This is a genomic window from Nostoc sp. C052, assembly GCF_013393905.1.
Lineage (GTDB): Bacteria > Cyanobacteriota > Cyanobacteriia > Cyanobacteriales > Nostocaceae > Nostoc.
Genome location: NZ_CP040272.1, coordinates 506,038 through 522,853 on the forward strand (window position 1 = coordinate 506,038; position 16,816 = coordinate 522,853).

Genomic DNA, 16,816 nt, shown 5'->3' on the forward strand with positions numbered 1-16,816 from the left:
GTATGGGGAATTAAACTTTACTCAACCACTCATTCTCTTCTGGGTCTTTAAATAGTGAGGTACTGAGGTAGCGTTCGCCAAAGCTAGGCTGGATCATGACGATGAGGCGACCTGCATTTTCTGGCCGTTGTGCTACTTGAATAGCCGCATATAAAGCAGCGCCAGTCGAAATCCCAGATAGCAATCCTTCTTCTTTGGCGAGGCGACGGCTGTAAGCGATCGCTTGCTCATCCGCTACTTGAATCACTTCATCTACCAGTTCTGGACGATAAATTGCTGGGACAAATCCCGCACCGATACCCTGAATTTTGTGAGGCCCTGATTTACCACCTGTTAATACCGGACTGCTGCTTGGTTCAACTGCGATCGCTTGGAAACTCGGCTTCCGTTTTTTAATAACTTCTGAAACTCCCGTAATCGTCCCACCAGTACCCACTCCCGCCACCAGAATATCTACCTCTCCATCGGTATCATTCCAAATTTCTTCGGCTGTGGTTTCGGCGTGAACTTTTGGGTTGGCGGGGTTGCGGAACTGCTGCAACATATAGGCATTGGGCGTTTTAGCTACAAGCTGCTCTGCATGAGCGATCGCTCCTCGCATCCCTTCTACCCCTGGCGTTAACTCTAATTGAGCGCCATAAGCTTTGAGCATAGAGCGTCTTTCGTGGCTCATTGTGTCAGGCATCGTTAGAATAAGATGATAACCCTTCGCGGCTGCCACCATCGCCAGCGCAATTCCTGTATTTCCAGAAGTTGGCTCAACTAAAATGGTTTTTCCGGGGTGAATCAAGCCTGCTTCTTCCGCCGCTTCCACCATACTCGCGCCAATCCGGTCTTTCACAGAAGATGCTGGATTCATGCTTTCTAGCTTCACCACAATCCGAGCAACCGCTCCTGAAGCTTGGGGAATCTTGTTTAATTGAACTAAAGGAGTTCGGCCGATTAACTCTGTGATATCTTTCGCTATCCGCATGGGGGTACTCCGTCGTGTCTAAATATAATACATTGGACTCTGTTGGGCGCGAGTTTCTCTTTCGTCGCACAAGTTTTGGAGTGTATAACGACCCAAAACTTCTATTGAGGCAGCATTAGCTTGCTCCCAAACTTCATAAACCAGAGTCTTTTCTAGAGTCGGAGAGTCAGAGGTATCTTTCTCTTTCCGCTCGCCTTCTACCAAAGTGACAATTTCAAGTATTGTAATCTGCCAAGGTTCACGAACTAAAACGAAACCTCCTTTAGAGCCGCGTTGACTCTGCACTACACCCGCACGCCGGAGGTTGGTCAAAATTTGTTCCAGATAGCGCTCAGGTATAGGTTGCTTGGCAGTGATCTCGCTCATGGTTAAGGGAAGTTTTTTTCCGTGGTGGCTTGCCAGTTCTAAGAGTGCCAGCAGTGCGTATTCCACTTTGGAAGACAGATCCAAGAGAGCGTAGTTTTGGCTATTCAAGACTGTACTCAATATACTACGGTGATTTGAGGGACTTATCGCAGTTTATGCGAAATTAATTTTTTTCAATTGTGGAATGTGATAGCATCCCACTTATTACCCACAAAAACACTATACTCTATCGACTTACCGTAGATTATGATCTGACACAATTCCCATAAATTACTTGAATCTTTTTGTGGGAATCATTCTGAGTTTCTGTTTTCAGAACCTCACCTACCAACAAAAATCTCAACAGAGTATGCTACTAACTGATTTGCGAACCATTTTTGACCGTGACCCAGCAGCCCGTAACTGGCTAGAAGTATTGTTCTGTTATCCTGGACTCCAAGCCTTAATATGCCATCGATTGGCACACTGGCTATATAAAATTGGAATTCCCTTTATACCAAGACTCATCTCTCATATTAGTAGGTTTTTAACCGGAATTGAAATCCATCCTGGAGCATTAATTGGCCAGGGAGTGTTTATTGACCACGGGATGGGAGTTGTGATTGGCGAGACTGCGATCGTGGGTGACTATGCTCTGATTTATCAAGGTGTCACCCTTGGCGGTACTGGGAAAGAAAGCGGCAAACGCCATCCGACTTTAGGCTCTCATGTGGTTGTGGGAGCGGGTGCGAAGGTATTGGGAAATATTCAAATTGGCGATCGCGTCCGTATTGGAGCCGGTTCAGTGGTGCTACGAGATGTACCCAGTAATACTACTGTAGTTGGGATTCCAGGGCGTGTAACTCGTCAGAACAACTTAAATAGCAATGTTCTGGATCATGATAAAGTCCGCGACGTAGAAGCTGAAGTCATCCGTGCTTTATTTGAACGTGTCAAGTCTCTAGAGAAACAGTTCGAGCAGTTGTCAGATCAATCAAGTTTATCCTCAACTGAACTTGGTGACGAAGCAACCAACAAGTCTAAGAGTAAAAATTCTGATGGGATGATTGAAGATTTTCTGGATGGTGCGGGAATTTAATTTTAGGAATTGGGTATGGAGGAGAGACATGGTAGACAAGGAAGAGGGGGGAGACAAGGGAGAGACTTGTTCAATAATTACCCCTTGTCTCCTTGTCCCCTTTGTCCCCTTGTCTCCCCTGCTCCCTCATCTCCCATCTTTAAAATACCCATAGGTTCTTATAACCTGATATAAATGTAATACTACGGTTAGTTTATCGGGGAAGAGTGTTTATAATATGGTGTCTTTGTACACAAGCTTATCTAGTCTAAGCAGTAATAATACTAAGCAAATTTTTGCCCGTAGGTCATTTTTACCAGAGCATCAAAACGGCCTTTGGAAGATTGAAACGGGTTTTGTTAGGACTTTTACCTATTTGGAAGATGGTACAACCGTCGCTCTGGGATTGTGGGGCCCTGGGGATGTTGTTGGTAGAACTTTGTCAAAATTAGAACCTTATCAGATGGAATGCTTAACTAAAGTAGAGGCGACAGTCTTACCTTTAGAAGAATGGACTGAACTAACAGGAACTCTACTTGCCCATATCCAACAGGCTCAAGAATTGATGATCATTCGTAGCCATAAAAAAGTGGATACTATGCTCATCAAGCTGTTGGCATGGTTATCTAAAAAGTTTGGTTCGGAAGTTGAGAAGGGACGTTTAATAGATATGCGTCTGACTCATGAAGACTTGGCAGAAATGCTTGGTTCGACTCGTGTTACCATTACTCGTGTTCTTGGACAGTTTGAGCAAGAGGGCTTGATTGATCGTCTCTCCCTGCATCGAATTGTCCTAAAAGAAGAAGAAATTTGGTACTACGAAATTTAGATTATTTCAGTAACACCAGCTATCGCCGTCAGCATTGGGCTTGCCGACAATTCTAAGGTTTAGAGATTCCAGGTAAGCTAAACCGCTAGAAATTTGTGCCACTGTTCCCCGCAGTTCAATGTCAAAGCATCCTTCGCCATCTGTATTTGGTTGTAGCATAGCCTTGGTAATATTAACCACTAATCCGTAAGCAGAAGTTAACTGCGAAATTACGGGCGCTTGTAGATAGCTTTTGGGAATATGTATCCGCAGACGAATTTGAGTGACTTGGCTTTTTTCATAAGCTGAAGAAACCATTGATAATCTGGTGTGAGAGTTGGTTTTTTGGTTATTTCGTGCTGCCATTGGATAGAACCAAATTGTCCTTCATTACGAATTACAAATTACGAATTACGAATTATTAACTTAGCGATCGCTATAAACGCTAGACAAATCCAGCCAGATCGGTAGTCCCAGTTTTTCTAAATAACTCAGGCTAGAGTAAAGTTGCTTTGTTCTCCCCCACAAATCCAAGTCAAACCAGCCGTCATCTTGGGTATCGGGTTGAAGTATGGCACTGGTAATATTGACTGTTAATCCATAACGAGAAACTAACTCAGAAATCACCGGTTCTTCGTAATAAGATTTTAAGACGCACAGTTGCAAACGCAATCGATTGGTTTGACCCAGAGAAATCCATTGCTGGAATTGTTGTTGCCATTGGTTTGTCAGCCATGCAGAATCTTTGAGACTCAGTTTGCTAGCTGGATTTGGGAAAGGTAAGGAGTGCTGATTGGTTTGAATTTGGTTAGCGATCGCTAGTTGCAGCAAATTCACTCCCAATCCTTGCAAGTAAGATAGGCTATTTGTCAGTTTTTGAGGATTTCCTGAAAGTTCTAAATCAAACCAGCCATCGCTGTCACTGTCAGATGTTAGGGATGCAGCTTTGATATTGACAGTTAAACCATAACGAGACACCAGTCGAGAAATTACAGGTTGCCTGTGATACCGTTGAGGCACAAGGATTCGACTGTGGACTGAAGCGGGTTCTAGAGATTTACTTTCAGACATCAGATTAATTCCCAATCGCGATACCTAAAGTGGGCTACGCCTACGCAATTTTTGGGTTCGGCAGAAAATCTTGCTGATGCTGTACCTGGTTGGATTTCAGTCTCATAAAGATTTTCATATTTCTGGCTTTAATAAAATACGGTAAATCTATCGACTTATCGCATTTAATTGTTATGTAAAGGAGAGTCCCACAAAGACCACAAAAAAACAATGAGTAAATTCACGTAATTTTCGCTCACTTGATGTCAAGTAATACCAATTTGAAAAATGATCGCGACAGATGCTTTTACACAACCCAGACACAGAGAGCGATTTCCAATCCAAAATCTAAAATTCAAAATGGTATAACTTGAGATTAAAGCGGTAGTAGATAAATCAATGTTATTGGTGTAGATAATTTGTATTTGAAGACGCGATAAATCGCGTCTCGAAAACCCAAAATTGTTGCCAGCAGACCTTAATCCAAGCGTATTAGGATATAAAATATTTTTCTAACGATAAGAAAACTTTTCAAACAACCTCTAAGAGCTTAAAAAGTAAAAAGATAATCCCCATAAATAAATTCAGTGGATTTAATAAGGATGTATGAAAAAGTAAAAATAACCAAGTAAAAAGTAAAAAGAAAGACAAACTTCTTTATTTTTTTTTACTTTTTACTTGTGCAACCACTCTCCGCTTGAGACAAATGTTTTTACTTATAGGACTTACGCAAAATAATGAAAAAACGAACCGCCAAGGACGCAAAGGACGCAGAGAAATAAGAGTTTTAGAGAGTTATTGCGTAAGTCCTGACTTAGTTCCATAAATGAATTTAGTTGCTCTGAAAACATTTTCTTTTTCTTTTTTTGCCTTGTTTGGTCAATTTTTCTTACCAATCACTTGCTTTATTATCATCCCAGACTTCTAATTCCAAGTTGCGGAGATAGGTTAACCCGCTCTGAATTTGTACATCTGTTCCTTGTAGTTCAAGGTCAAACCAACCATCACCGACAGCATTAGCTCCCAAAATCGCTGCCGTGATATTCACAGTCAATCCATAGTCAGACACCAGGCGAGAAATGACAGGTTCCTGGTGATAATCTTTCGGAATTCTGAGTCGAATTCGTTTATTGGTAAGCGTATTATCAGTAGTCATATCTGAATTATTTCAATCCCTGATTGGGATTGGTACAGAACTACCTTTAGTCCTAATGGTAATTTCCTGATAGGTACTAGGTAGCTCGTACCATTTCCCATGATTTGCTTGTATCCTATTCAAAGGATAACTATAATCTCTGGATTTTTCTAATCAACGTCTTTAATGCGGGTTTTCCGTTCCAGAATTTCCTTCAGCACTAAGGTTACTACTGCTAGCAACGCTAATAGTACAGCCGCAGAGAAAGCAGCTTCAGTTTCGTATTGTTTGTAAGCGTCTTCTACAAATAGTGGTAGGCTTTGGGTTTGGTCAGCAATGTTGCCAGATACTACTGAAACTGCTCCGAACTCACCCATTGCTCTAGCATTGGTCAAAATTAAACCGTAGAGTAAGCCCCAACGGATGCTAGGTAGGGTGACGCGCAAAAATATCTGCCAATCTTTCGCACCTAGAGTTCTAGCAGCTTCTTCTTGATCCTTACCAAACTCTTCTAAAACAGGAATCACTTCCCGCGCCACAAAGGGCATACTCACGAAGGCTGTAGCCAATACCATACCTGGAAAGGCAAAGACAATCTTGATATCATGGGCTTGGAGCCAAGGGCCAAACCATCCATTGCGTCCGTAAAGTAGCACAATCATCAATCCTGCAACTACGGGCGAAATCGAGAAGGGTAGGTCAATAATGCTCAAAACTATGGCGCGTCCAGGAAATTTATGACGAGCGATCGCCCAAGCTGCACATAAACCAAATACTGTATTTAAGGGTAGAGAAATCACAGCCAGCAATAGCGTCAGCCAAGCTGCATGAAGAAAAGCTGGCCGCGTCAAGTTGGACAGAAATGGCCCAACACCCTTACTAAAGGCTTGGATAAATACGTTGATTGCCGGGATATATTGAACTAGGGCTAAATAGGCGATCGCTATTCCAATTAAAACTATTGGTATCCAGCTATTCTGCTCTTTAGGCTTGGCTGTATCTGATACAGATGTAGATGAATGAAAACTTGGCTTATCTAGTGTCATATCGCCTTGCCCATGCTTGTAAGAAATTAATTGCCAATAGTAGTACCAACGAAATTGATAGTAGAACTATGCCAATTACTGTTGCACCAGAATAGTCATACTGCTCTAATCGTTGGAAAATCAGTACAGGTGCGATTAAATCTTGGAAGGGCGTATTGGAAGAGATAATTACAGTCGAACCATACTCTCCAACTGCACGGGAGAAACCCAAGGCAACACCAGTCAAAATTGTGGGAAATAAAGGTGGCAAAATCACTTTCCAGAATGTCTGCCATTGAGAAGCACCTAGACACCAGGAGGCTTCTTCAATTTCATGTTCCATTTCCTGAAGTACGGGTTGTACAGTTCTCACGATAAAAGGTAGTGAGATAAAGATCATTGCTACTGCTACTCCCGTGCGAGTAAAGGAAACCTTAATTCCTAGTGGTGCTAGTAGCGAACCAATCCAACCGTTATCGCTGTAAACTGTTGCCAAGGTTAGCCCAGCTACCGAAGTTGGTAGTGCAAAGGGTAAATCTACTGTGGCGTCAATCAAGCGCTTCAAGGGAAAGTCGTAGCGGACTAGAACCCAAGCAATCAGAGTTCCAAATACGCCATTGAGTAAGGCAGCAAATATTGCTGTAAAAAAAGTTACGTTGTAGGTTGCTAATGCGATATCACTGGTGGCGATCGCCCAAAATCTTGCCGGAGTTTCCGTACTTGCTTTCAGGAACATAGCAGCTATGGGGATCAGCAACATAACTGCTAGGTATACAATGGTGATTACCCAAGTCCAAGAAACTCGCTCCAATCTCTTCAAAAACGGTGTTTTGCGTTCAACTTCTACAGAAGGAGATACAGTCACGTAGCTTCGCTCCAAATTCAAACTTCAAAATTCAAAAAAAGTTTTTTGTCAGTATTCGTAATTCGTAATTATTACCGCACAACAGTTCGCGCAGCGTTTCGTAAGCAAGTAGTTGCTCTGTCCTTCAATTACGAATTACGAATTATTCAATTACGAATTACGAATGATTTTGACTAATTACTTTTTCTTGGCTTGAATCTGGTCAAAAATAGCTCCATCTGCGAAGAACTTCTTATTGATTCCATCCCAACCGCCGAAGTCTGCAACTGTACCCAAAGTTTTCACCTTCGGAAATTTGTCTGCAACTTCCTTACTTAGAGTCAAAGTCTCATCCACTGGTCGGAATCCCAACTTTGCAAACTCTTGTTGAGCCTCTGGAGTATATAGATATTTGACAAAACCTTCGGCAACTTCACGCGTACCATGCTTATCAACATTTTTGTCTACCACTGCGATGGGATTATCGATAGAGATATTGACATCAGGGATAATCGCAGTCAATTTTTCACCCTTTTGTTCTGCCAAGATAATCTCATTTTCATAGTTAATCAGGGCATCACCTTGACCCTGCTTGAAAAAGGCATCAGTAGCTTCACGAGCATCTTTAGTTAGCAATGGTACGTTTTTGTACACTTTGGTAACAAACTCAGTCGCTTTCGCATCATCTCCACCAGTTTTAATCACTGAATTCCAAAGAGCTAAGAAATTCCAGCGAGCAACCCCTGATGTTTTCGGATCGGCGGTAATTAGTTTTATGCCGTCTTTAGATAAATCTTGCCAGGTCTTGATGTTTTTAGGATTTCCTGGACGGGTGACTAATGCTGCTACCGATTTGGAGACAATACCATTGTTGGGAACTTCTTTCTCCCATCCTGGTTGAATCAATCCAGCTTTCTCAATCTTTGAGGTGTCTCCAGCTAGAGCCAAGTGAACAACATCTGCTTCTAAACCATCAATCACAGCGCGAGTTTGGGAACCAGAACCGCCATAGCTTTGCTTGAAGACAACAGTTTGATTATGATCTTTCTTCCACTGTTCTACAAACTTCGGAATAATTGCTTCGTGAGCTGCTTTGGTGACAGCAAAGGAAACTAGAGTTAATTCAACATTATCTTTGTTTGCAGCCACAGGGGTAGCATTAGCATTAGGAGTTTCAGAGGAAGAAGTATTCCCAGTTCCTCCTCCAGAGCAGGCAGCAAGGGCCACACTCAATACAGTACCTACCAAAAAGAGTGATACAAAGCCTTTGAGCGAATTTAGTCTGAAGCGATAGGTTCTATGTTCAACCATCGCTTGTAATTTTTTCACTGAGCGTTGCCATAAACTCATTCCATTTCCTCCACGAAATCTACAGATAATTGATGGGAATACAGCTATATACTGTTTATAATACTGGATGATTCCATGTATCTAGTTGTAAACACCAAAAAACCCCATATTCTTTACCAAGAATATGGAGATCCTACCAGTTTTATGAACAATTAAAAATGCTTTCAATTTCAACTATCAAATTGCGTAGGTGCAGCCCGCCGTCGGCATCGCAATCATCTTTCTGGTATATCAAGCAACTTGCTATGGAATTAGGTATTGGGCATCAGAGTCTCCAGAGCATAGGGCTACAGTATGAACAGCTAAATTCTTATGGGGACTGAGTTTCTGCAACTTATCCTCTAATCCTCTGTTCCCTAGTCCTTAACTTCTAATGCTCTTTCATGACTCTGAAAAAATCAAATATTTATAGGTCTGCTTAAACCTTCAATTTGTTATTGCTAATAGACATTTCCAGAAATTAAATATGCGTTATGGAGAACTCTTGTAGAGACGCAAAATTAAACTGGCCTTCTCTACGTTCGCGCAGCAAGATCCCCGTAGGGGTACGCCCCGTTAAGCTAACGTCCTGCTGCGCTAACATGTCTCTACTAAAGACTTCGGCTTTTACTGAATATTCGCGTCATATATTTTACGTATTTTTGCTGCGAGTTTTCCTATAAAAAAATCAAAATTTTTAGTATAAAAAATAGTTGAATTTTCATAATTAATCTGATAATCTCTTTCTCAAGAGAAACAACGGTAATTCGGTCAAATTACCGTTGTTTAGAGCAAGCAACTACACAATATCCAGCTTCCATGACACATCTGCAATTCAAAAAGTTACAAATTTTAGGCATAGTCAACCAACTATTTTCCCAGAAAAAACCTGGCTCAACTCAAACTTCAGCGCTATTGTTAGCAACTGGCTTAAGTTTCAGCGTCTTTATTCCTGTTTATGGTGCGGGTACTACTTCTGGGAGTCTTTCTGTTAATCAAAAGTCTCAATTGATTAGTCAAGGCGGTAAAAAAGTTGAAATAACTCTGGTTTCTTACGCAGTCACCAAAGCTGCTTACGAGAGAATCATTCCGCAATTTGTCGCGAAATGGAAACGCGAAAAAGGTCAAGATGTAGTAGTTAGAGAAAGCTATGGTGGTTCTGGCTCTCAAACCCGTGCAGTCATTGACGGATTAGATGCGGATATTGTCGCTTTGGCGCTAGCTTTAGATACCAAAAAAATTGAAAAAGCCGGACTGATTCAACCAGGTTGGGAAAAGGAAGCTCCGAATAACTCAATTGTTACCCACTCCGTAGTTGCTCTCGAAACTCGTGAAGGTAATCCGAAAAACATTAAGAACTGGAGTGATTTAAGCAAACCAGGGGTGAAGGTGATTACAGCCAACCCCAAGACTTCAGGAGGTGCAAGGTGGAACTTCCTGGCTTTATGGGGCGCGATCGTCAAAAATGGTGGAAGTGAAGCCCAAGCGCTTAACTATGTTACCCAAGTCTTTCGGAATGTCCCTGTGTTACCTAAAGATGCGCGGGAATCCAGCGATGTATTTTACAAGAAAGGTCAAGGGGATGTTCTGCTTAACTACGAAAACGAGATTATCTTAGCAGCACAACAAGGAAAAACTTCACCTTCTTATGTGGTTCCCCAGGTGAACATTTCTATAGATGGGCCAGTAGCAGTTGTGGATAAAAATGTTGATAAGCACCGCACCAGAGAGGTTTCGGAAGCTTTTGTCAAGTTTCTTTTTAGTTCAGAAGCTCAACGTGAGTTTGCCAAAGTTGGTTTTCGACCTGTTAATTCTGCTGTAACAAAAGAAGTACAGAATAAATTTCCTAAGATTTCTAAGCTTTATAACGTTCAGAGTTTAGGAGGCTGGGATACGATTCAGAAGAAGTTTTTCGAGGACGGCGCAATCTTCGACAAAATACAAAGTGGGCAACGCTAACATCGCCTTTGTGATCTAAATTTTTATTCAACAGCTGTTCATAAGTGCAATTTTTATGAACAGCCTGTTAAGTATTTAAGTAAGTAGGTGCTAATATTTCCAGCTATGTTGAGGAATTTTAATGTAGTGGCGTGGCAAGGCTAAAATGTTGCAATAAATTTTCTTGTAGGGTGGACATCTTGTCCGCCCCGGACGGGCGAGACGCCCATCCCACAAGAGTTAGGTAATGCACTATTTTAGTCTTGCCATGCCACTACAGCTAATTTATATTTCTTCATATACAGTGAATTGTTCTCACCGACTTACTTAGATTTTTGGTGAATATACAGCAAAATCAAATAACGTCTTGAGTGCAAGAGCAATTACTGTGGTGAGAAATATACGCCGTAACCAGAGGTTGCTAAGTCTGAGGGCAACCCGCGATCCAACAATTCCACCAATGAACATAGTAATACTCAGAATAATACCTAGTTTGTAATCAACTATTCCCTGTGTAAAGAAAATAATAGTGGCAATCAGCGAAGAAAAAATATTGATAAACTTTGTGTTTGCGATCGCCTGTACAAATGTCATTCGAAATAGGCTGACATAAGCTGCTGTGAGCATAGTGACATAGCCACCACTAAAGAAACCACCATAAACACCAAGCACAAAAGTTGCCACATATCCACCAATTTCTTCTATTGGTGATGGTTTCCCTATTCTTGAAACAATTCCAGCTTTCCGATTGGTGATTGAAAACACGGCAACCACAATCATCAAAATCGAGATGACTAGAGGCATCGATTTTGAAGGTACAACTAAAACAAGTAATGCACCAATAATTGAGCCTAAAAGCGTTAGGGCAATCATGATTGGCAAGCGACTGCGGTCAATTGCTTTTTTACCAATAAAAGGCAATGTGCCGCCAACACTCATAAAGGTTAATGCCAACATATTAGTGGCAAGAGCAATACGCGGTTCAATACTCAATTGCAACATTACAGGAACGGTAATTAAAGAGGTGCTTCCTGTAATAACACTTATGACACTTGTGAGAAAGAAAATTGCAATGAGGAGCAGTAATTGGATAGCATTCATCAGAAAATTTTATTTTATGTTGTTAGTAATACATTTTCTACAATGATGTTTGCAGTAAACAGAAATATCTGAAGCTATTGTTTAACATGAGTTTCAGCGTTTTCTTGACTATCTTAATATAGATGTATTTAAGTGTAAAGACATAAATTTTATACCAATAAAATCAGTATTTTATATAAGTTTGTAACAACTAAGTTGGGCAAAAATTATATAAATTGGTAAGTTACAAAAGTAATGTACATCTGTAACAAAAAAATCCCCGACTTCTTCAAGAATTCGGGGATCTGAGCCTCTCAGTAAAAAGCAAATTAAATAAGAATCCTATGCAGCAATTCTATTTAATTTCTGAACAAAATTAAGTAATGTAGTGGCGTGGCAAGGCTAAAATGTTGCAAAAAAATTGTTGGTTGGATTTCACCTTCTCATCCAGTTCCCAGCTTAATACTACTCTTTATTATTAACCCTGCTTTCTTTTTGATATTTATTAGTTATTATGTAGTACTATATCTACTTTTTGCTGATCTGTAACAGTTAGGGTGCGGAAGGTGGGTCAGAAAGTTCATTCTAATTCCCGGCGTCCTTCCAACGCCCTTGCCAAAGTGACTTCATCTGCATACTCCAAATCGCCACCGACAGGCAAACCAAAAGCAATTCGCGTCACCTTAGTAAATGGTTTAAGTAGCTGACCGATATACAGTGTTGTTGTCTCACCTTCTACACTCGGACTAATTGCGAGAATTACTTCTTGAGGTTTTTGCTGACTCACCCGGCGCTGTAAAGCTAGTATATTCAACTGATCTGGGCCAATTCCATCAATTGGCGAAATCACCCCACCTAAAACGTGGTACTTACCTTTGTATTCGCGGGTTTTTTCCAACGCAATCACATCGCGAGGATCTGCTACAACACAGATAGTATTATTGTCACGGTTGGCATTACGGCAAATTTCACAAACAGGTTCGGCAGATAAGTGAAAACAAACAGAACACAAGCCGATCTGTTTTTTTGCCTCAATTAAAGCTTGTGCCAAAGCTTCTACTTCTGCTTCTGGTCGCTTCAAAATATGCAAAGCCAGTCGTTGAGCGGATTTGGGGCCAACTCCCGGTAGGCGTTGCAATTGTTCGATTAACCGTGCTAAAGGGCGTGCGTAAACCGTGGTCTTGTCTCCAGAATGTTTTTACCTTAACTATGATGACATTTTTACAGAATTTTGGATTGGTCATTTCACAATACCGTTCGGTTAAGGTTTTTTGATGAAAATTATAAATCTCAAAAACGCGATGAATCGGCGTCTCTTGCCTTAACCGAGCAGTATTGGGTCGTTTCATAGGTTTCAATAATTAAAACAGCCCAATATTAGGTTCAAATAAAAAAGCGCCTCCCTGTTACTGGAGGACGCTTTTTTGAATGTTAGAGACGCTATCTATAGCGCCTCAAGATATGACTTAACCGTTGATAGCAGGAGCGGTAAGAGCAACAGGAGCAACATCACCAGCAGCTAAATCTAGAGGGAAGTTGTGAGCGTTACGCTCGTGCATTACTTCCATACCCAGGTTAGCGCGGTTGATTACATCTGCCCAAGTTGCAATCACACGACCTTCAGAGTCAATGATTGATTGGTTGAAGTTGAAACCGTTCAAGTTGAACGCCATTGTGCTGACACCCAAGGCGGTGAACCAGATGCCGATTACAGGCCATGCTGCGAGGAAGAAGTGCAGTGAACGGCTGTTGTTGAATGAAGCGTATTGGAAGATTAGACGACCGAAGTAGCCGTGGGCTGCAACGATGTTGTAGGTTTCTTCTTCTTGACCGAATTTGTAACCGTAGTTTTGTGATTCAGTCTCGGTTGTTTCACGAACCAAGGAAGAAGTTACCAAAGAACCGTGCATTGCACTGAACAAACTTCCGCCGAATACACCAGCTACACCGAGTTGGTGGAAGGGGTGCATCAAGATGTTGTGTTCTGCTTGGAACACGATCATGAAGTTGAAGGTTCCAGAAATACCCAAGGGCATACCATCAGAGAATGAACCTTGTCCGATGGGGTATACCAAGAAGACTGCACTTGCTGCTGCTACTGGAGCAGAATATGCGATCGCAATCCAAGGACGCATACCTAAGCGGTAGGATAGTTCCCATTCACGACCCATGTAGCAGAATATGCCGATCAGGAAGTGGAAGATTACCAATTGGTAAGGACCGCCGTTGTACAACCACTCATCTAGAGAAGCTGCTTCCCAGATTGGGTAGAAGTGCAAGCCGATGGCGTTGGAGGAAGGTACTACTGCACCAGAGATGATGTTGTTTCCGTAAATTAAGGAACCTGCTACTGGTTCGCGGATACCATCGATGTCTACTGGAGGTGCGGCGATGAAGGCGATTACGAAGCAAGCGGTTGCTGCTAGCAGGGTGGGGATCATGACTACGCCGAACCAACCGATGTAAATCCGGTTATTGGTGCTGGTGATCCATTCGCAGAATCGATCCCATACGTTGGCGCTTTCGCGACGTTGTAAGGTTGTTGTCATTGTTTTATGATTGCGGTTGTTTATGAATCAGGCGGTAAAGTCTTTGCCTGTGGAACTACTTTACACTGCTTTACAATTTTTAATCAACTTTTGTTACTTCAGTAAACCTGATACAAGTTATTAGTTTTGCTTATTTAAAAGTAAATACTCGTTGTTTACTTACTTCTCTGGGAATAATAGCTTTGTATATTACCGCTATTCTGAAAAAAATTAACCCTCAGCTTACAACTGGGGGCTTTTTTTGTTTGGCAAAATGGCATATCTCTAAATTAGAGGGTTGTTATTGTATTGGAGTAGGATACATTCCATGCGAAAAGTACTGACTTGCATTACCCCTGGTAGTTTACTAGGGGTTTTATTTTTTATTTAAACCCAGAGCGATCGCTCTTAAATATTCTGCTGAGAAATTTATTCTTAGCGATTTTAATATAGTAATTTTTAGTATTCTCTACTTTCGGGAATTAATTAGATATGGCGATTTTAATTCAACCATAGAACTGACAATAAATATAAGCTTATATCAAGTGGAAAATCAAGTACAACGAATTAGTAGCCTATTCTGTTTAAAGTCGATATTGCCATGCCTCAAGAGTCACTCAACTTTCCGAAAGCAGACATACTGGTGATTGATGACACGCCAGAAAATCTGAACCTCCTATCTGCCATGCTGACAGAACAGGGATATAAAGTTAGGAGTGTAACTAAAGGTTCTACGGGGTTACGGGGAGCAAATGCAGTTCCTCCCGACTTGATCTTGCTGGATGTGAATATGCCTGAGATGAATGGCTATGAAGTCTGCGAACACTTGAAGGCAAACGATCGCACCCGCGAAATTCCGGTAATTTTTATCAGCGCTTTGGGTGATGTGCTAGATAAGGTGAAAGCCTTTGCAGTTGGTGGAGTGGACTATATCACTAAGCCTTTTCAACTAGAAGAAGTTTTAGCACGAATTGAAAATCACTTGACGATTTGGAAGCTGCAAAAACAACTCCAAGCCCAAAATGAGCGGTTGCAGCAGGAAATTTGGGATCGTGCCAAAGCAGAAGAGAAGTTTGCTAAAGTTTTTCGCTCTAGTCCCAATCCAATCGCGATCGCTACTGTTGCAGAAGCTCGTTTTATTGATGTCAATCCCAGTTTCTTGAAGATGAGCGGCTACTGTCTAGAAGAAGTGATTGGTGATACTGCTGCTGACCTAAATTTGGGTAAAAACACAGTTGCAATTGCCCAAACAATTCAACTTTTGCCGGAAACTGGATCGCTGTACAATCTAGAATTTGAATTTTCTACTAAGTCTGGAGAACTCAAAACTATACTGATATCTCTGGAATTGATTGATTTAGCTGGTGTGCCGTGTGCTTTATTAATTGCCAATGATATCACCGAACGCAAACGCTTAGAAAACGAATTTATTTCTTTAGTCAGTCATGAATTGCGTACACCTTTAACTTCCACAATGGGAGCATTAGATTTATTGGGTTCAGGACAACTAGGAACTTTGACGGAACAGGGACAAAAAATCTTGAGCATTGCCACAACTAATACTGAACGCCTAATTCGTTTAGTAAACGATATTCTCGATTTAGAGCGGATGAAATCGGGCAAAATCTTCACGCGGAAGACAAAGTACAATGCCGCAGACTTGCTAATTATGGCAACGGAAGCAATGCAAGCAATGGCAGATAAATTACAAGTCAGACTGATTGTAAATCCTGTAGCCGTCGAACTTTGGGCAGACCCCGATCGCCTCCTACAAACTCTCACCAATTTACTGAGCAATGCGATTAAGTTTTCTGAACCAGGTGATACCGTGTGGATCAGTGCCACTCTCTCAGAATCCAAAGGCGTTGAGTCTAAAGAAAATCAGCCTTCATCACCCAACTTCCTGTTAATTACTGTCCAAGATGAAGGGCGAGGAATTCCTGAAGATAAATTGCAAATAATCTTCGAGCGCTTTCAGCAGGTGGATGCATCCGACTCCCGCAACAAAGGCGGAACAGGTTTAGGACTTGCTATTTGCCGAGATATTGTACAGCAACATGATGGTAAAATTTGGGTTCAAAGTATTTTAGGCAAAGGTAGTACCTTTTATGTGCTGTTACCTTTACCAGTTTCTCAATAACAGCTTTGAATTTACACAATCTCAATTACCACAGGATTTCCACAGCAAGGTTTTTAAATTTTAAATTGCTTAATTTTCCCCTACTTCTGCCCGATTGCATTCTAGAATAGCTGAAGACTAATCAAGCTAATCAGCATCACATATCATGCAAGAGTGAAAATATGAGCAGAAATATTTTGATTGTTGATGATGAAGAAGATGTGCAGGCGATCGCAAAATTGGGATTAGAAATGGGTGCTGGTTGGAATGTGTTGACTGCTTGTTCTGGTCGGGAAGCGTTGAATATAGCTGCCAACTCTAAACTTGATGTCATTTTACTAGATATGATGATGCCTGATATGGATGGGCGGGATACCCTGCAACAACTGAAGGCTAACCCCGTCACTAGGTCAATTCCAGTAATTTTACTAACTGCCAAAGTCCAAGAGTCCGATCGAGAAAGCTTTCATGGTTTAGATGTAGCTGCTGTCTTTGCTAAACCTTTCCGTCCCTTGAAGCTAGCAGCGCAAATCAGTGAAGCATTGGGCTGGGGCTGATTCAAAC

The 16,816-nt window shown here is 41.5% G+C and carries 16 protein-coding genes; 5 read left to right on the plus strand and 11 right to left on the minus strand.

Annotated elements, in window-relative coordinates; genetic code table 11:
* Positions 1 to 10 precede the first annotated feature (10 nt).
* Together cysK and FD723_RS02035 are read right to left on the minus strand one after the other, a co-directional pair.
* Positions 11 to 973: a cysteine synthase A gene (gene cysK, locus FD723_RS02030; RefSeq protein ID WP_179063873.1), complete on the minus strand. Its 963-nt coding sequence runs from the start codon at positions 971 to 973 to the stop codon at positions 11 to 13.
* Between the two features lie 18 nt (positions 974 to 991).
* Positions 992 to 1,447, minus strand: coding sequence for an Rrf2 family transcriptional regulator (locus tag FD723_RS02035; protein ID WP_256875020.1), 456 nt, complete (start codon positions 1,445 to 1,447; stop codon positions 992 to 994).
* Positions 1,448 to 1,688: 241 nt separating this feature from the next.
* Here FD723_RS02035 and cysE point away from each other — a divergent pair, with 241 nt between their 5' ends.
* Positions 1,689 to 2,417, plus strand: a complete 729-nt coding sequence (gene cysE / locus FD723_RS02040; RefSeq protein ID WP_256875021.1) for a serine O-acetyltransferase — start codon at positions 1,689 to 1,691, stop codon at positions 2,415 to 2,417.
* Positions 2,418 to 2,634: 217 nt separating this feature from the next.
* Positions 2,635 to 3,225 (plus strand): Crp/Fnr family transcriptional regulator, encoded by a 591-nt coding sequence (locus FD723_RS02045; protein WP_179063876.1) that lies wholly within the window; start codon positions 2,635 to 2,637, stop codon positions 3,223 to 3,225.
* A 6-nt stretch (positions 3,226 to 3,231) separates the two neighbouring features.
* Here FD723_RS02045 and FD723_RS02050 read toward each other — a convergent pair whose 3' ends face one another.
* The 6 genes from FD723_RS02050 to FD723_RS02075 all read right to left on the minus strand — a co-directional run bounded on the left by FD723_RS02050 (position 3,232) and on the right by FD723_RS02075 (position 8,608).
* Positions 3,232 to 3,570, minus strand: coding sequence for an NIL domain-containing protein (locus FD723_RS02050; RefSeq protein ID WP_179063877.1), 339 nt, complete (start codon positions 3,568 to 3,570; stop codon positions 3,232 to 3,234).
* Positions 3,571 to 3,630: 60 nt separating this feature from the next.
* Positions 3,631 to 4,275 carry an NIL domain-containing protein gene (locus FD723_RS02055; protein ID WP_179063878.1) on the minus strand — a complete coding sequence of 215 codons (645 nt, stop codon included), beginning with the start codon at positions 4,273 to 4,275 and terminating at the stop codon, positions 3,631 to 3,633.
* A gap of 868 nt (positions 4,276 to 5,143) precedes the next feature.
* Positions 5,144 to 5,410 (minus strand): NIL domain-containing protein, encoded by a 267-nt coding sequence (locus FD723_RS02060; RefSeq protein WP_179063879.1) that lies wholly within the window; start codon positions 5,408 to 5,410, stop codon positions 5,144 to 5,146.
* Between the two features lie 149 nt (positions 5,411 to 5,559).
* The gene (gene cysW / locus FD723_RS02065) at positions 5,560 to 6,435 is read right to left on the minus strand and encodes a sulfate ABC transporter permease subunit CysW (RefSeq protein WP_179063880.1); all 876 of its coding nucleotides are present in this window, start codon (positions 6,433 to 6,435) and stop codon (positions 5,560 to 5,562) included.
* Positions 6,422 to 7,279: a sulfate ABC transporter permease subunit CysT gene (cysT, locus tag FD723_RS02070; RefSeq protein WP_179063881.1), complete on the minus strand. Its 858-nt coding sequence runs from the start codon at positions 7,277 to 7,279 to the stop codon at positions 6,422 to 6,424. Before cysT ends, cysW begins: the two co-directional genes overlap by 14 nt.
* Before the next feature lie 177 nt (positions 7,280 to 7,456).
* Complete coding sequence (locus FD723_RS02075; protein ID WP_179063882.1) at positions 7,457 to 8,608, minus strand: sulfate ABC transporter substrate-binding protein; 1,152 nt, start codon at positions 8,606 to 8,608, stop codon at positions 7,457 to 7,459.
* Between the two features lie 798 nt (positions 8,609 to 9,406).
* Between FD723_RS02075 and FD723_RS02080 the strand changes: the two genes are divergently transcribed.
* Positions 9,407 to 10,546 (plus strand): sulfate ABC transporter substrate-binding protein, encoded by a 1,140-nt coding sequence (locus FD723_RS02080; protein ID WP_179063883.1) that lies wholly within the window; start codon positions 9,407 to 9,409, stop codon positions 10,544 to 10,546.
* A 306-nt stretch (positions 10,547 to 10,852) separates the two neighbouring features.
* On the opposite strand, the gene FD723_RS02085 is transcribed toward FD723_RS02080, so the two are convergent.
* The 3 genes from FD723_RS02085 to psbA all read right to left on the minus strand — a co-directional run bounded on the left by FD723_RS02085 (position 10,853) and on the right by psbA (position 14,154).
* Positions 10,853 to 11,626 (minus strand): sulfite exporter TauE/SafE family protein, encoded by a 774-nt coding sequence (locus FD723_RS02085; RefSeq protein WP_179063884.1) that lies wholly within the window; start codon positions 11,624 to 11,626, stop codon positions 10,853 to 10,855.
* Between the two features lie 559 nt (positions 11,627 to 12,185).
* Positions 12,186 to 12,743 (minus strand): recombination mediator RecR, encoded by a 558-nt coding sequence (recR, locus tag FD723_RS02090; RefSeq protein WP_256875022.1) that lies wholly within the window; start codon positions 12,741 to 12,743, stop codon positions 12,186 to 12,188.
* 328 nt (positions 12,744 to 13,071) lie between these two features.
* Positions 13,072 to 14,154 carry a photosystem II q(b) protein gene (gene psbA, locus FD723_RS02095; protein WP_179063885.1) on the minus strand — a complete coding sequence of 361 codons (1,083 nt, stop codon included), beginning with the start codon at positions 14,152 to 14,154 and terminating at the stop codon, positions 13,072 to 13,074.
* A 580-nt stretch (positions 14,155 to 14,734) separates the two neighbouring features.
* On the opposite strand from psbA, the gene FD723_RS02100 reads away from it, so the two are divergent.
* Positions 14,735 to 16,273 (plus strand): ATP-binding protein, encoded by a 1,539-nt coding sequence (locus FD723_RS02100; RefSeq protein ID WP_179063886.1) that lies wholly within the window; start codon positions 14,735 to 14,737, stop codon positions 16,271 to 16,273.
* Between the two features lie 161 nt (positions 16,274 to 16,434).
* Positions 16,435 to 16,809 carry a response regulator gene (locus tag FD723_RS02105; protein WP_179063887.1) on the plus strand — a complete coding sequence of 125 codons (375 nt, stop codon included), beginning with the start codon at positions 16,435 to 16,437 and terminating at the stop codon, positions 16,807 to 16,809.
* Positions 16,810 to 16,816 lie beyond the last annotated feature (7 nt).

Coding starts and splice junctions, on each gene's coding strand:
- cysK (WP_179063873.1), bottom strand. CDS start 973: ATGCGGATAGCGAAAGATATCACAGAGTTAATCGGCCGAACTCCTTTA.
- cysE (WP_256875021.1), top strand. CDS start 1,689: ATGCTACTAACTGATTTGCGAACCATTTTTGACCGTGACCCAGCAGCC.
- FD723_RS02045 (WP_179063876.1), top strand. CDS start 2,635: ATGGTGTCTTTGTACACAAGCTTATCTAGTCTAAGCAGTAATAATACT.
- FD723_RS02050 (WP_179063877.1), bottom strand. CDS start 3,570: ATGGCAGCACGAAATAACCAAAAAACCAACTCTCACACCAGATTATCA.
- FD723_RS02055 (WP_179063878.1), bottom strand. CDS start 4,275: ATGTCTGAAAGTAAATCTCTAGAACCCGCTTCAGTCCACAGTCGAATC.
- FD723_RS02060 (WP_179063879.1), bottom strand. CDS start 5,410: ATGACTACTGATAATACGCTTACCAATAAACGAATTCGACTCAGAATT.
- cysW (WP_179063880.1), bottom strand. CDS start 6,435: ATGACACTAGATAAGCCAAGTTTTCATTCATCTACATCTGTATCAGAT.
- FD723_RS02075 (WP_179063882.1), bottom strand. CDS start 8,608: ATGAGTTTATGGCAACGCTCAGTGAAAAAATTACAAGCGATGGTTGAA.
- FD723_RS02080 (WP_179063883.1), top strand. CDS start 9,407: ATGACACATCTGCAATTCAAAAAGTTACAAATTTTAGGCATAGTCAAC.
- FD723_RS02085 (WP_179063884.1), bottom strand. CDS start 11,626: ATGAATGCTATCCAATTACTGCTCCTCATTGCAATTTTCTTTCTCACA.
- psbA (WP_179063885.1), bottom strand. CDS start 14,154: ATGACAACAACCTTACAACGTCGCGAAAGCGCCAACGTATGGGATCGA.
- FD723_RS02100 (WP_179063886.1), top strand. CDS start 14,735: ATGCCTCAAGAGTCACTCAACTTTCCGAAAGCAGACATACTGGTGATT.
- FD723_RS02105 (WP_179063887.1), top strand. CDS start 16,435: ATGAGCAGAAATATTTTGATTGTTGATGATGAAGAAGATGTGCAGGCG.